At 72.5% G+C, this 13,588-nt stretch carries 15 protein-coding genes; 6 read left to right on the forward strand and 9 right to left on the reverse strand.

Features of this window, described 5'->3' with window-relative positions; all coding sequences use genetic code 11:
- From AB8Z36_RS13405 to AB8Z36_RS13415, 3 genes are all read left to right on the forward strand, one after another.
- On the forward strand, nt 1-459 hold a 459-nt coding region (locus AB8Z36_RS13405; RefSeq protein ID WP_369213493.1), incomplete at its 5' end, for a GlcG/HbpS family heme-binding protein.
- 42 nt (nt 460-501) lie between these two features.
- Nucleotides 502-1,101, forward strand: coding sequence for an ankyrin repeat domain-containing protein (locus AB8Z36_RS13410; protein ID WP_369213494.1), 600 nt, complete (start codon nt 502-504; stop codon nt 1,099-1,101).
- 105 nt (nt 1,102-1,206) lie between these two features.
- Complete coding sequence (locus AB8Z36_RS13415) at nt 1,207-2,655, forward strand: M1 family metallopeptidase (protein WP_369213495.1); 1,449 nt, start codon at nt 1,207-1,209, stop codon at nt 2,653-2,655.
- Nucleotides 2,656-2,704: 49 nt separating this feature from the next.
- On the opposite strand, the gene AB8Z36_RS13420 is transcribed toward AB8Z36_RS13415, so the two are convergent.
- The 4 genes from AB8Z36_RS13420 to AB8Z36_RS13435 form a co-directional block, all read right to left on the reverse strand.
- Complete coding sequence (locus tag AB8Z36_RS13420) at nt 2,705-3,214, reverse strand: GNAT family N-acetyltransferase (RefSeq protein ID WP_369213496.1); 510 nt, start codon at nt 3,212-3,214, stop codon at nt 2,705-2,707.
- Between the two features lie 49 nt (nt 3,215-3,263).
- Nucleotides 3,264-4,322: a hypothetical protein gene (locus AB8Z36_RS13425; RefSeq protein WP_369213497.1), complete on the reverse strand. Its 1,059-nt coding sequence runs from the start codon at nt 4,320-4,322 to the stop codon at nt 3,264-3,266.
- Complete coding sequence (locus tag AB8Z36_RS13430; RefSeq protein ID WP_369213498.1) at nt 4,319-4,654, reverse strand: PadR family transcriptional regulator; 336 nt, start codon at nt 4,652-4,654, stop codon at nt 4,319-4,321. The genes AB8Z36_RS13425 and AB8Z36_RS13430 overlap by 4 nt, the downstream gene beginning before the upstream one ends.
- 155 nt (nt 4,655-4,809) lie before the next feature.
- Entirely contained in the window at nt 4,810-5,385 is a 576-nt protein-coding gene (locus tag AB8Z36_RS13435) for a TerD family protein (protein ID WP_055696644.1), read from the reverse strand.
- A 212-nt stretch (nt 5,386-5,597) separates the two neighbouring features.
- Between AB8Z36_RS13435 and arfB the strand changes: the two genes are divergently transcribed.
- Nucleotides 5,598-6,059 (forward strand): alternative ribosome rescue aminoacyl-tRNA hydrolase ArfB, encoded by a 462-nt coding sequence (gene arfB, locus AB8Z36_RS13440; protein ID WP_369213499.1) that lies wholly within the window; start codon nt 5,598-5,600, stop codon nt 6,057-6,059.
- Between the two features lie 5 nt (nt 6,060-6,064).
- Here arfB and AB8Z36_RS13445 read toward each other — a convergent pair whose 3' ends face one another.
- Nucleotides 6,065-6,556: a flavin reductase family protein gene (locus AB8Z36_RS13445; protein WP_440581908.1), complete on the reverse strand. Its 492-nt coding sequence runs from the start codon at nt 6,554-6,556 to the stop codon at nt 6,065-6,067.
- A gap of 531 nt (nt 6,557-7,087) precedes the next feature.
- On the opposite strand from AB8Z36_RS13445, the gene cdgB reads away from it, so the two are divergent.
- Together cdgB and AB8Z36_RS13455 are read left to right on the forward strand one after the other, a co-directional pair.
- Nucleotides 7,088-8,722 carry a diguanylate cyclase CdgB gene (cdgB, locus tag AB8Z36_RS13450; protein ID WP_369213500.1) on the forward strand — a complete coding sequence of 545 codons (1,635 nt, stop codon included), beginning with the start codon at nt 7,088-7,090 and terminating at the stop codon, nt 8,720-8,722.
- 87 nt (nt 8,723-8,809) lie between these two features.
- Nucleotides 8,810-9,790 carry a carbohydrate-binding protein gene (locus tag AB8Z36_RS13455; protein WP_369213501.1) on the forward strand — a complete coding sequence of 327 codons (981 nt, stop codon included), beginning with the start codon at nt 8,810-8,812 and terminating at the stop codon, nt 9,788-9,790.
- A 121-nt stretch (nt 9,791-9,911) separates the two neighbouring features.
- Here AB8Z36_RS13455 and AB8Z36_RS13460 read toward each other — a convergent pair whose 3' ends face one another.
- The 4 genes from AB8Z36_RS13460 to nagA form a co-directional block, all read right to left on the reverse strand.
- A complete protein-coding gene (locus AB8Z36_RS13460; protein WP_369213502.1) occupies nt 9,912-10,262 on the reverse strand; it encodes a peptidase inhibitor family I36 protein in 351 nt (116 codons plus the stop codon).
- Nucleotides 10,263-10,367: 105 nt separating this feature from the next.
- Entirely contained in the window at nt 10,368-11,216 is an 849-nt protein-coding gene (locus AB8Z36_RS13465) for a class II fructose-bisphosphate aldolase (protein ID WP_369213503.1), read from the reverse strand.
- Nucleotides 11,217-11,274: 58 nt separating this feature from the next.
- Complete coding sequence (locus AB8Z36_RS13470) at nt 11,275-12,210, reverse strand: 1-phosphofructokinase family hexose kinase (protein ID WP_369213505.1); 936 nt, start codon at nt 12,208-12,210, stop codon at nt 11,275-11,277.
- Nucleotides 12,211-12,421: 211 nt separating this feature from the next.
- The gene (gene nagA, locus AB8Z36_RS13475) at nt 12,422-13,561 is read right to left on the reverse strand and encodes an N-acetylglucosamine-6-phosphate deacetylase (protein WP_369213506.1); all 1,140 of its coding nucleotides are present in this window, start codon (nt 13,559-13,561) and stop codon (nt 12,422-12,424) included.
- Between the last annotated feature and the right edge of the window lie 27 nt (nt 13,562-13,588).

Consider the following 13,588-nt stretch of genomic DNA (forward strand, 5'->3'; position numbering starts at 1 on the left):
ACCCCCGACGCCGCCGCCAAGGCCGCCGTCACCGCCGACGCGGGCAGCAAGAACCTCACGCAGTCCACGCACCTGTCCGTCGCCGCCGCCACCAAGGCCGCGCAGGCCACGCTCGACGCCGCGAAGAAGGAGAACCAGCGGGTCTCCGTCGCCGTCGTCGACCGCGACGGCAACACGATCGTCACGCTGCGCGGCGACGGCGCGGGCCCGCAGTCCCCCGAGTCGGCCGTGAGGAAGGGCTTCACCGCCGTCTCCTGGAACGCCCCCACCTCCGAGCTGGCGGGCCGTCTGGACAAGACGCCGAATCTCAAGGACATCCCCGGCACACTGTTCCTCGCCGGTGGTGCGCCGGTGACCGCCAAGGGCGCGCCCGTCGCGGGCATCGGCGTCGCGGGTGCCCCGAGCGGCGACCTGGACGAGAAGTTCGCCCGCGCCGGTGTGGCCGCGCTCAACCGCTGAAGGGCGACCGCCGATGCCCGGCCGCCGAGGAGGACCCCCCGCATGAACACCGCTGCCGACCAGCGCCTGCTCACCGCCGCACGGGCCGGGAACGCCGAAGAGGTGACCGCCGCGCTCGACGCGGGCGCCCGCGTCGAGGCCCGCGACACCGAGCTGCGCACGCCCCTGCTGCTCGCCGCCATCGGCGACCACGTCGAGGCCGCGCGGGTCCTGGTCGCCGCGGGTGCGGACGTCAACGCCCAGGACCACCGTTCCGACAGCCCCTGGCTGGTCACGGGCGTGACGGGCAGTGTCGCCATGCTGCGCGTCCTGCTGCCCGCGGGCCCGGACCTGACGCTGCGGAACAGGTTCGGCGGGGTCAGTGTGATCCCGGCGGCGGAGCGCGGGCACGTCGCGTACGTACGTGAGGTCCTGCGGGCCACGGACATCGACGTCGACCACGTCAATGATCTCGGCTGGACCGCCCTGCTCGAAGCCGTGATCCTCGGGGACGGCGGCCGTGCCCACCAGGAGGTGGTGGAGCTGCTGCTCGCCGCGGGCGCGGACCCGTCCCTCGCCGACCGCGACGGCGTCACGCCCCTCGCCCACGCCGAGCGGCACGGCTTCACGGAACTCGCGGCCCTGCTGCGGAACGCGGCGTAGGCACGGACGCGGGCGGGCGCACCCTCGCGAGCGCGCCCGCCCGCACAGCGCACCGCTCACGCGGGCGCCCGCCCGTACGTCACATATGCCGCATAAGATCACCGCGTGGACCCGCGAAGACTCCCCGCCGCCCGTGCCGCCGCCCGCGCCCTCGTCTGCGCCGCCACTCTGCTCGCGACCGCCTCCGTGGGTGCCTGCGGCGGTGCGGGCACCGGCGGCACACCGGGCGGGGACGGGGTGCGCGACCCGTACTTCCCGAAGCTGGGCAACGGCGGCTACGACGTGACGCACTACGACCTCACCCTCGGCTACGAACCCGCCTCACGGCACCTCACCGGCACCGCCGAGATCACCGCCCGCGCCACCAAGAACCTCAGCGCCTTCAACCTCGACCTGCGCGGACTCGACGTCTCCGATGTCACCGTCGAGGGCACGGGGGCACGCTTCCGGCGTGCGGGCGACGAGCTGACGATCCGTCCGGCGGACGAGCTGGCGAGGGGCAGGACGTTCCACGCGCGCGTGCGCTACTCCGGCACCCCTGAGACCGTCACCGACCCCGACGGCTCGAAGGAGGGCTGGCTCAAGACCGCCGACGGGGCGCTCGCGCTCGGCCAGCCGACCGGCTCCATGGCCTGGTTCCCCGGCAACCACCACCCCAGCGACAAGGCCACGTACGACCTGAGGATCACCGTTCCGAAGGGGCTGCGGGCCGTTTCGGGCGGCGAGTTGACCGACGAGACCACCCGGGGCGGCAGAACCACCTTCGGCTGGCACTGCGCCGAGCCGATGGCGAGCTATCTGGCGACCGTGGCGGTGGGGAAGTTCGAGCTGCGGACCTCGAGGACCGGGAGCGGGATTCCGGTCGTCACGGCCGTCGACCCCACGCAGGCCGAGCGGAGCGAGAAGGTCCTCGCGAAGATCCCGGACGTCGTGGAGTGGGGCGAGGAGAACTTCGGGCCGTACCCGTTCTCCTCGGCGGGCGCGATCGTCGAGCGCGAGGAGGACATCGCGTACGCGCTGGAGACGCAGACCCGCCCCGTCTTCCCCGGCGCCCCCAGTACCGGCCTCCTCGTCCATGAACTGGCCCACCAGTGGTTCGGCGACTCCGTCACGCCGATGTCCTGGCGCGACATGTGGCTCAACGAGGGCTTCGCGACCTACGCCGAGTGGCTGTACGCCGAGGACCACGGCGGTGACAGCGCGCAGCACGTCTTCGACCAGCTCTACGCGGGCAAGCGGTACGCGGACGCCGCCGACGACGAGGCCGTCTGGGCCTTTCCGCCCGCCCGGCCGACCGACGCCGCGCACATCTCCGACCCGCCCGTCTACGAACGGGGCGCGATGGTCATCCACAAGATCCGCCAGGCGGTGGGCGACGAGACCTTCCGCGCCCTCGCGCGCGGCTGGGCCGCGGCGCACCGGCACGGCAACGCGAGCACGCGGGACTTCACCGAGTACGTCGAGGAACACGCGGGCGGCGGCGACGCCCGGAGGAAGGTCTCCCGGATCTGGGGCGACTGGCTCTACGGGGAGGGCAGGCCGGACCAGCCCTGAGCCCGTTCCCGAAGGGCTCTCCCGGAGGGCTGGGCTGCGCGGTGGACCGCTACAGGGCTTTGCGGAGGACCGCGCACGGGCGGCGCAGGGCGAGGTCCTCGCGGTGCCCGATGACGAGGTAGCCGAGCGCCGTCCAGAAGCGCAGGGCACCGGGGTTGTTCTCCAGGACGGCGAGGCGCGCGGCGTCCCTGCCCGCCGCACGGAACCGGTCCTCGACGGCCGTCGCGAGCTCCCGGCCCACGCCCGTGCGGTGCAGGGCGGCGTCCACCATCAGCAGGCCGATCCACGGGTCGGGGTCGGCGGGGTCGGGATGCCGGGCGAGCGTCACGGCGATGCCCACGAGCCGCCCGCGCGAACGCGCGAGGAGGACCTCGGCGTCCGGGTGGGCCAGCTCGTCCGCGAGGGACTTGGCGACGTGTTCGACGCGGATGTCGTGCGGGTCGGGAAGGTCGCCGCTGAGCGCGAAGAACGCGTGGTTCGACGCGTAGAGGGCGGTCACCTCGGTCAGAAGGTGCCCGGGCAGTGCCCCGTCGACAGCCACGAGCCGTTCAAGGATCATGCGCCGCAGGCTACGGCCTTCCGGCCCGATCCGGCCGCACCCGGCGGGTTCACCGGGGCCGGTCCGTCGCGCGGATCCTGCGCCACTCCGTCCAGCAGGACCACAGCAGGAAGACCACGAGTGCGGCGTGCAGGGTCGGCCAGAAGGGGGAGTCGTACGTGCCGGTCGCCAGGTCGTCCGCCAGGAGTGCCGCGAAGAGCAGGGTCACGGCACCCGTGCCGTACAGCCTGCGGCGTGCCAGGCGGGTCTTCGCGGCGGGGCCTTCGGCCAGCCGCAGCGCGTACACCTCCACGTCCCCGAAGGCGTCCTCGGCACGTTCGCCCGCGGGGGCGGCGGCGAGGTGCTGGCGTGCCTCCCGCACATGGCCGCGGGCCTCGGCCGCCCGCATCGCGTGCCGCCCGCGCAGGAGCTGTCCGAGGCGGGTCAGCCACGCCTCGTCGTCGCCCGCCGGGGGCGGCGCGTCGAACCACCGGTCGACACGGGCCGCCGGAAGGGCCACGGCCGCCGCCATCACGGCCGCGCAGCCGAGCGCGAGCACCGGCACGGGCACACGGAGAAGCCGTTCCTCCGGCAGGGCGACCGCCAGGGCCGCGCCGCCCGCCATGGCGGCGACGGCCCCCGCCGCGAAGCCCCACATGACCCGCGACCGCCCCGCCGTACCGGCCACGAAGGCGACGGCGGCGCACACGACGGCGAGCACGACCGCGGCGACGCCCGCCACGGCGGACGGCGTCACGTCCGCCCAGAGCCCGTCCTGCACCCAGTCGATCAGGCAGAGGACAAGACCTACGAAACCGATCGAGAGCAGGGCCGCGACGATCCGCTCGCCGGACGTCATGCCGTGCACGTCGAGGCGGGCACGACGGGTCTCGCCGATGCGTTCGGCGGCGACGGCGCGCGCGTACGCCACCGGGTCGCCGAGGACCTCAAGCGCGGGGCGCCCGGCGTCGCCCACGATCTCGTGGGCCTCGGCGAGCACCTCGTCGGCGAGTCCGGCGGGCGCGTGGTGCCGCAGTACGAGGGTCAGCTCGACGGTGGCCGCCCAGTCCCCGTCCTCCTCCCTGGCCCAGTCCGGTCCCGCGTTCCGCTTCCTGCTCATGCTGCTCATGCGTCCCCCTCTGGGAGGAGCGAGGCGACGGTCCGGGTGAAGTCACCCCACGCGGCCTGGTCACGCCGCAGTCTCGCCCGCCCCTCCTCGGTGATCCGGTAGTACTTCCGTCCGGGGCCGCCCTCACCGGCGCCCCACTCGACCTCGACGGCCCCTTCCTCTTCGAGGCGGGTCAGGGCGGGGTAGAGGGTCGCCGGTTTCACGCCGTCGAGGCCCGCGTCGGCGAGCCTGCTGAGCAGCGCGTATCCGTAGCTCCTCGGTTCGCCGTCGAGGACTCCGAGCAGGCACAGCGGCAGCGCCGCCCGCACCCAGGGACCGTGCACGACGCCCACGGCGCTCCTTTCCCCTCATCCGCGCGTATTCGCGTCTGTCCACTATTCTATTATTTATACTAGTGGGTGATGAGAAAGCCCCTCGGTACACCGTGGACGGTGTACCGGGGGGCTCCGGGGGTGTCCGCTCAGCGGGAGCGGAGGGCCCGCACGACTCAGACGTTGACGCCGAAGTCCTGCGCGATGCCGACCAGGCCCGAGGCGTAGCCCTGGCCGACGGCGCGGAACTTCCACTCCGCGCCGTTGCGGTACAGCTCGCCGAAGACCATGGCGGTCTCGGTGGCGGCGTCCTCGGAGAGGTCGTAGCGCGCGATCTCGGTGCCGCCCGCCTGGTTCACGATGCGGATGAACGCGTTGCGGACCTGGCCGAAGTTCTGCGAGCGGTTCTCGGCGTCGTAGATCGAGACCGGGAAGACGATCTTCTCGATGTCGGCCGGCAGACCCGCGAGGTTGACGTTGATCTGCTCGTCGTCGCCCTCGCCCTGGCCCGTGACGTTGTCACCGGTGTGGACGATGGTCTGGTCCGGCGTCGCCTTGTTGTTGAAGAAGACGAAGTGCTGGTCGGAGAAGACCTTGCCCTGCGTGTTCACCGCGATCGCGGAGGCGTCCAGGTCGAAGTCGGTGCCGGTGGTGGTGCGGACGTCCCAGCCGAGGCCCACGGTGACGGCGGTCAGGCCCGGAGCCTCCTTGGTCAGCGAGACGTTGCCACCCTTGGACAGGCTTACTGCCATTGTTTGGGAGTCCCTTCCCTCGTTTGCGTGCGCACGGTGTGCACTAGGCGCTTCGTACTGGGGACGAAGCTACCGTCACCGGTACCAACGCCGTCCAGCGTCCCGGGGTTCCAGGTCCCTTTACTTTCTTTACCCGGGCGCCCGGGAGGGCTCGAAAGGGCCCCCGCGAAAAGAGCGTGACGTGAGCCCGACAGGCGCGGGACCATGGAGGCATGTCCGGTCTCAGCAGGGGGTCCGGGGGGCTCTCCCCGGAAAAGCTCCGTATCCGCGGTTCGGTCTCCCTGCCGGAGGCCGAGCTCATGTGGCGTTTCTCGCGGTCCTCCGGGCCCGGCGGCCAGCACGTCAACACCAGCGACTCCCAGGTGGAGCTGCGTTTCGACCTCGCGAACACCGGCGCGCTGCCGGACGTCTGGAAGGAGCGGGCCCTGGAGCGGCTCGGCCCCCGGCTCGTCGGCGGCGTCATCGGCGTACGGGCGAGCGAGCACCGCTCCCAGTGGCGCAACAGGGAGATGGCCGTCACCCGGCTCGTCTCGCTGCTCGCCGAGGCCACCGCTCCGCCGCCCAAGCCGCGCCGCCCCACGAAGATCCCCCGCGGCATCAACGAGCGCAGGCTGCGCAACAAGAAGCAGCGCGGCGAGACCAAGCGCGGCCGCTCGGGCCAGGGCTGGGGCTGACCCCGTCAGCCGAGCTGCCGGTAGCGGCCCCGGAAGTACGCGAGGGGCGCCCCGTCCCCGCTCGGCACGGTCGCCGTGAGGACCCGGCCGATCACCAGTGTGTGGTCACCGGCCCGCACCGTCTGCTCCGTACGGCACTCCAGTGCCGCCAGCGCGCCGCCGATCACTGGAGCGCCCGACATGGCGCCCCGTACGTACGGGATGTCCTCGAAGAGCAGGCGGTCGCTGATCCGGCCCTTCATCGCGAACCGGCCCGCGATGTGGCGCTGGCTCTCGGCCAGCACGGAGACCGCCCACAGCGGCTGCTCGGCCAGCAGGTCGTCCATCCGGGACCCCTCGCGCAGGCTGACCATCACCAGGGGCGGGTCCAGCGAAACGGAGAGGAAGGACGTCGCCGTCATGCCGACGTCCTCGCCCTCGGGGGCGCTCGGGTCGTCCGGGTCCAGGCCCGGCTCGCGCGCCGTCACCAGGACGACGCCGGCGGCCAGGCGGGACATGGCCGCGCGGAACTCGTCGTTGCTCACCCCCTCAGCATGCCCATCCTGTGACGGGTGGCGCGGGGTGGACGGGGCCGGGAGAGTCTTCAGTACGTGAGCCACGGTGCCGACGCTAGCCCGGGTGGCTCCCCCGCCACATCGGGCCCTGGGCCGAGACCGGTCCTAGGTCCCGCGGCTGAGAAGGGCCCCGCCATGCGCGCGTGGCGGACGCTCCGAGTAAAGGATTGCCGAAGACGGCACGGAGTGCCGCCGGATGCGCTGCACTGGAAGGGTCTGGACCAACGGCGGTGTCCCATCTGTGACTTGAGTCACAGGACCCATATTTTGTTGACCCTGTGTACCGAGTGAGCTGCTCGCTGTGATTCAGTGACGGTGGCAATAAGACACTGAGGGCACAAGGGCACAGAACACAAGGGCCCAGGAGCAGAACACAAAGGCACGGAAGCGGAACACAAGGGCACGGAAGCAGAAGAAGACACTGCGGGCGCTGCGCATCCTGGAGTTGCTGTCGAGGTCTCGGGGAGAACGAGCATGGAGACCGAGTCGGAGCCGTACGTCCGTCTTGCGACCTTGCGGCAGCTGCACCAGGTGGTTGCGGAGCTGAACACCGCCCGAAGCCTGGCGGACACGCTGCAAACGGTCGCCGACGGCGTCGTCAACGGCCTTGGCTATGAGCTGGCGTGCGTGAATCTCGTACGCCCGGACGGCGATCTCGTCGTCGCCGCCTTCGCGGGCAACCCCGCGGCCGAGGCGCTCATCACCGGTCGCGTGGGCTCACGCGACGCCTGGGAGCGCCGCCTGGCCATGGGCGAGTACTGGGGCGCCCTGCGCTTCATCTCGTACACCGAGGGCTGGGTCCTCGACGACGACGACGTCCCGCAGTGGTACACCGAGGGCCCCGAGCCGCGCTTCGAGGACGAGTGGCACCCCGCGGACCGCCTCTTCGCCCCGATGTACGCGACCGGCGCCGGCGGCGAGCTGCTCGGCGTGATCTCCGTGGACCGCCCGCGCAACGGCCGCAGGCCCGGCGCCTGGGGCCGCGAGGCCCTCCAGATGTACGCGTTCCAGGCCGCCATCGCGATCAGCAACGCCCGTCTGCGGGCCAACATGCAGCGCGCCCTCGTCCGCCTCGAACGGGAGCAGCAGGCGCTCCGGGCCAGCGAGGAATCCTTCCGGCAGGCCTTCGAGTACGCGCCTTCGGGCATGGCCATCGCGGAGATGGGCGGCGACCAGCACGGCCGCATCCTGCGCACGAACGACGCGCTCTGCCGCCTCCTCGGCAGGCCCGCGTCGGCCATGCGGCGCTACTCCTTCTCCGATCTCGTGCACCCCGAGGACATCGGGACGCTCCTGCGCACCTCCGCCGAGGGCGGCCGGGCCGAGCTGCGGCTCGCGCGGCGCGACGGCACCTACGTCTGGGTCAGCCTGCGCAACAGCGTGGTCGCCGACGCCGCCGACGGACCCCGCTTCCTGCTCACGCACGTCGAGGACATCGAGGAGCGCAAGCGGCGCGAGCTCCAGCTCGCGCACCGGGCCAGCCACGACTCGCTGACCGGGCTGCCGAACTCCGCCGAGCTGCGGGCCAGGCTCGGCGCCCGGCTCTGTCGCAGGCCCCACGCGGGGCAGCCCAGCGCCGTGGACTCCCTCGACGCCGCCTACGAGCACGGCTTCGACTTCGGGCCCGCGTCGCGCCAGACGGACGACGGCTTCGACCACCATGTCCACACCGTCGCGCCCGAGGGCGGCGAGGGCGACGTGGACGACGGCACCAAGGGCCTCGCGGTCCTCTTCTGCGACCTCGACGGCTTCAAGTCGATCAACGACCGCTTCGGGCACCACACCGGCGACGCCGTCCTCATCGAGGTCGCCAGACGTCTGACCAGCGGCGTACGGGACGGGGACACGGTCGCGCGGCTCGGCGGCGACGAGTTCGTCGTCCTCGCGGACGGCCTCGGCCGCGCGGACGCCCAGGACCTCGCCGTGCGGCTGCGCAACGCGATCATCCCGCCGATCCGCGTCGACGGACGCGCGGTCCGCGTGGGGGCGAGTTTCGGCATCGGCTGGGCGCACTGCGGGATGTCGGCCGACGAAGTGTTGCACTCCGCCGACCAGCGGATGTACGTGGAGAAACGCTCACGTGCCAAGCAGCACAGGCGGGCCGGATAGCGGTCTCGATGAGGTCAACGCCACCCCTTGGCCGCACCTGGACCGGGTAGGCTCCCCGCGTCAGCGATATGAGGGAGTGACCAGGGAATGACGCCCGGCAATAACGGCGAGAACACGCCGAGCGCGCCGCAGGGCGACGACGATCCGTTCGGCTACCTGTACGAGGACGGGCAGGCCGCCGGAGCGACTCCACCGAGCGGTGGGGGCGGCTATGGGTACCCGGGTCCGCGCTCCTCGTACAACCACGTCCGAGCGGTCGGCGACCGCCGCCCGGCCTACGGGCAGCAGGCGTACGGGCAGCAGACGTACGGGCAGCAGATTCCGCAGCAGCAGCCCCAGCAGGCCTACGGCCAGCCGAACGCGCACTACACCGCGCCCGAGGCCCAGCCGGGCGGCGCGCCCGTCGCGCACCCGCAGTACGCCCCCGCGCCCTCGGGCCGGGGCCGGGGCCCGAACAAGGGGCTGCTCATCGCGGCGATAGCGGTGGTGGCCGTCGTCGCCATAGGCATCGGCGCGGCCCTGCTCTTCGGTGGCGACGGGGACAAGAAGGACGACGGCGCGGAGGCGGACGGCAAGCCGTCGCAGGCCGAGACCGTCGAGCCGAGCGACAGGCCGACGAAGCCGCCCAAGAAGGACGCCGAGCTGCCGAAGACGGACGCCAAGACCCTCAAGCTGGAGGGCGGCACGACGACGGCGTCCGACGTCGAGGGCGCGAAGGCCGCAGGCGGGGTCTATGTGGCGGGTCTGAACAAGACCGGGGCGCAGGTGACCTGGACCGTCAACGGCATCCCGAAGGCCGGTGAGTACACGCTCTTCGTGGGTTACGGAGTGCCTGGCAAGGACGCCGAGACCACCCTCGCGGTGAACGGCAAGGTCTCCAACAGCAAGCTCCGCATGGGCAATTTCGCTCACGCCGAGGAAGGCGCCTGGGACAAGGGCTGGACGTACACCTACGCGTACACGGAACTGACCAAGGGCACCAACACGTTCACGGTCTCCTGCCAGGAGGGCGACAGCTGCGACGCCAATCTGGACCAGTTCTGGCTGAAGGCCGGTCATGTGAAGTAGCGACCGCGCGGGCAGTCCACACAGAAGCGCTCGGGGGGGGGGGGGGGGGGGGGGGGGGGGGGGGGGGGGGGGGGGGGGGGGGGGGGGGGGGGCCGCTTCCGTATGTGGTCGAGACGCGGGATCAGGGGCCCCACACGGCGATGGCCTGGCCCACGAAGGGGATCTCGCCCGAGAAGTGCCCGGTCTTGATCTGGAGGGTGCGGCCGTAGCATCCGGGCTCGGAGTAGACGGTGACGCGCTTGCCGGACTGGTTGGAGATGGTGCGGATGCCGGGGTCCTGCACCGGGTAGCAGCCCGGCGTCAGCTTGCGGTCCTGGCGGGTTCCCTCGAAGTTCCGCTTCACCCAGGTGCACACCTTGCCCTTGGCGCACACCGTCGCGGCGGAGGCGGGCTGCACGGCGGTGAAGGGGAGGGTGGCGGCCAGGGCGGCACCGGCCACCAGCAGGGAGCGCTTCTTCACGGTCAGATCCATTCTCAATACATCGAATACTGCGAAGTTGATCTTGACATGTTCCCCCGTGGGGGACAAATCACCGCAGGTGCCGTGAGTGCCGCAGATGGCGAGCGGGGGAGCGCCTCACACGACGAGCCCCAGGAAGCCCGCCACGGTCTCGGCCATCGCCTCGCGGGCCGGGGCGAGGTACGCGCGGGGGTCGACGCCCGCCGCCCGCGCCGCCAGCTGGGCCCGGATCTCGCCCGTGAACGCCGTGTTCAGGGCGGTGCCCACATTGATCTTCACCATGCCGGAGGCGACGGCCCGGCGGATCGCGTCGTCCGGTACGCCGCTCGAACCGTGCAGGACCAGGGGGACGGGGACGGCCGCCGCCAAGGAGGCGATCAGGGCGTGGTCCAGGGCCGCCGTGCGCTCCGTCATCGCGTGCGAGGAGCCGACCGCCACCGCGAGGGCGTCGACGCCCGTGGCCGCCACGTACGCGGCCGCCTCCGCGGGGTCGGTGCGCACCCCGGGCGCGTGCGCGTCGAGCGGGGCCTCGCCCTCCTTGCCGCCCACCTCGCCGAGCTCCGCCTCGACCCAGATGCCCCGCTCGTGCCCCCAGCGCACCGCCTCGGCCGTGGCCCGCACGTTCTCCTCGTACGGCAGCTTCGAGGCGTCGAACATGACGGAGCTGAAGCCCTCCGGGTGGGCGGCGCGCAGCAGACCGGTGTCCTTGACGTGGTCGAGGTGGAGCGCGAGCCGGGCCGATGAGGTACGGGCCACCGCCGCCGTCGCCGCCGCGACGGGGGAGAGGCGCCCGCCGTGGAACTTCACGGCGTTCTCGGAGATCTGGAGGATCGCGGGGCACCCGGCACGCTCGGCACCGAGGGCGATCGCCTCGGCGTGCTCCAGGGTGATCACGTTGAACGCGGCGACGCCGTGCCCCGCGGCGCGGGCCTCCGCGACCAGTTCGCCGGTGCTGACCAGTGGCACGGTGCTTCCCCAGTTCCCGGGGCGCGGCGCCCCGCTGTGCGGTGTTACGCGGGTCCTCTCACGCTGCGGCCCGGTCCGTCACCTGGACGCGCGGCAGCAGGTCTTCGTAGGTGCGCGCGTCGTACTCGCCCGCCACCGGGGCGGCCACGGTCGCCGCCGACAGGGCGACGGCGCGGGCCAGCCGGTCGGGCCACGGCAGCCCCTCGGCGAGGCCGGAGAGCAGACCGGCGACGGCCGAGTCGCCCGCGCCCGTGGGGTTGCCGCGCACCATGGCCGGGGGCCGCGCCTGCCAGGTGCCGTCCGGGGTGACGGCGAGAACGCCCTGGGCGCCGAGCGAGGCGACGACGGTGTGCGCGCCCCTGCGGCGGGCGTCGCGGGTGGCCTGCTCGGGTTCGTGGGAGCCGGTCAGCTCGGCCAGTTCGTCGGCGTTGGGCTTGACGATGTCGGGGCGGGCGGCGACGCCGCGGCGCAGCGGCTCCCCGCTGGTGTCGAGCAGGACCGGCACGCGGGCGGCGCGGGCGGCGCGTACGAGCAGTGCGTACGCCCCGACGGGGACGCCGGGCGGCAGGCTGCCGCAGAGCGCGACGGCGTGCGTGCCCGGGGTGCGGAGCAGCTCTTCGTAGGTGCCGAGGAAGGCGGCCCACTCGTCGGGGGAGATGGCCGGGCCCGGCTCGTTGAACTGGGTGGTGTCGCCGGTCGTGGCGTCGACCACGGCGAGGGTGCGGCGGGTGGCCCCGGCGACCGGGGCGAGCGCGTCGGTGACGCGGGCCTCGTCCGCGGCGAGCTGGTCGCGCAGGGCGCGTCCGGTGTCGCCGCCCGCGAAGCCGGTGACGGTCACGTCGTGGCCAAGGGCGGCGAGGACGCGGGCGACGTTGAGCCCCTTGCCGCCGGGGCGTTCGGTCACGGCGGTGACGCGGTGCGAGGCGTGCGGGGTGAGGGCGGGCACGCGGTAGGTGAGGTCGAGGGCGGTGTTGAGCGTGACGGTGAGAATCATCTGTGCCACCCCCGAAGTCGTACCCGTGTACCCGTGTACCCGTGTGTACCTGTGTCCTTGGGAACGCGCTTGCCGCGGCGCTCCGTTCGCGCCCCTGATCATGCCAAACAGAAGGCGGTTGGCCCAGGGGTGCGGGTCGACCGCCTTCTGTTCGTTGCCTGTTCAACGGGTGTCGGAGTGTCAGGGGATGACCCCGCGGTTTCGGTGGCGCCTAGTCGGGCGCGACCACCCACTCGCCCTTGCGCATGACGCCCTTGAGTCCGAATCCCTCGTCGAGGACCACCAGGTCGGCGTCCTTGCCGGGCTCCAGGGAGCCGATCCGGTCGTACATCCCGAGCAGCCGGGCGGGGTTCGCGGACAGGGCGCGGACGGTGTCCTCGACGGACAGCCCGTCCACGGTCACCGAGCGCTTGAAGGCACGGTCCTGGGTGAGTGTGGAGCCCGCGATGGAGCCGCCGTCGACGAGCCGCGCGACGCTGTCCTTCACCTCGACCTCCAGCGGGCCGAGCATGTACCGGCCGTCGCCGAAGCCCGCCGCGTCCATGGCGTCGGTGATCAGGGCGACGCGGTCGGCGCCCGCGTGGTGGAAGGCCAGCTCGAAGGCGGCCGGGTGGAGGTGGGTGCCGTCGTTGATCAGCTCGACGGTGATCCGCTCGTCCTCCAGGAGGGCGGCGATCGGTCCTGGGGCGCGGTGGCCGAGGGCGGGCATGGCGTTGTACAGGTGCGTGGCGACGGTGGCACCGGCGTCGATCGCCTCCACCGTCTGCTCGTACGTGGCGTCGGTGTGGCCGATCGCCGCGATGACGCCGTGCTCGGCGAGGAGCCGTACGGAGTCGATGCCGCCGGGCAGCTCGGTGGCCAGGGTGAGCATCCTGGCCTGGCCGCGGGCCGCGTCGATCAGTTTGCGGACGTCGGCGGGGTCGGGGTGCCGCAGCAGGTTCTCGCTGTGCGCGCCCTTGCGGCACGGCGAGATGAACGGGCCCTCGAAGTGGATACCGGCGATCTCGCCCTGCTCGGCGAGTTCGCTGAGCAGTCCGGCGCGCTGGGCGAGGAAGTCCATCTCGCCGGTGACGGTCGAGGCGACGACCGTCGTCGTGCCGTGCAGCCGGTGCGTGTGCACGCCCTTGAGCACGTCGTCGACGGTGCCCGAGGTGAAGGAGGCTCCGCCACCGCCGTGGTTGTGGATGTCCACGAAGCCGGGGACCAGCCAGTGGCCGGAGAGGTCCACGGTCTCGGCGCCCTCGGGGGCGCTGCCCGCGATGCGCGTGCCGTCGACGATGACGCGGCCCGCGGGGACCGTTCCGGTCGGGAGTACCACGTGGGCACCGGTGAGAACCTTGCTGGCGGCCATCAGGCGGTTACCTCCGTGGGGTTGGGG

The sequence above is a fragment of the Streptomyces flavofungini genome, assembly GCF_041028215.1.
Taxonomy (GTDB): Bacteria; Actinomycetota; Actinomycetes; order Streptomycetales; family Streptomycetaceae; genus Streptomyces; species Streptomyces flavofungini_B.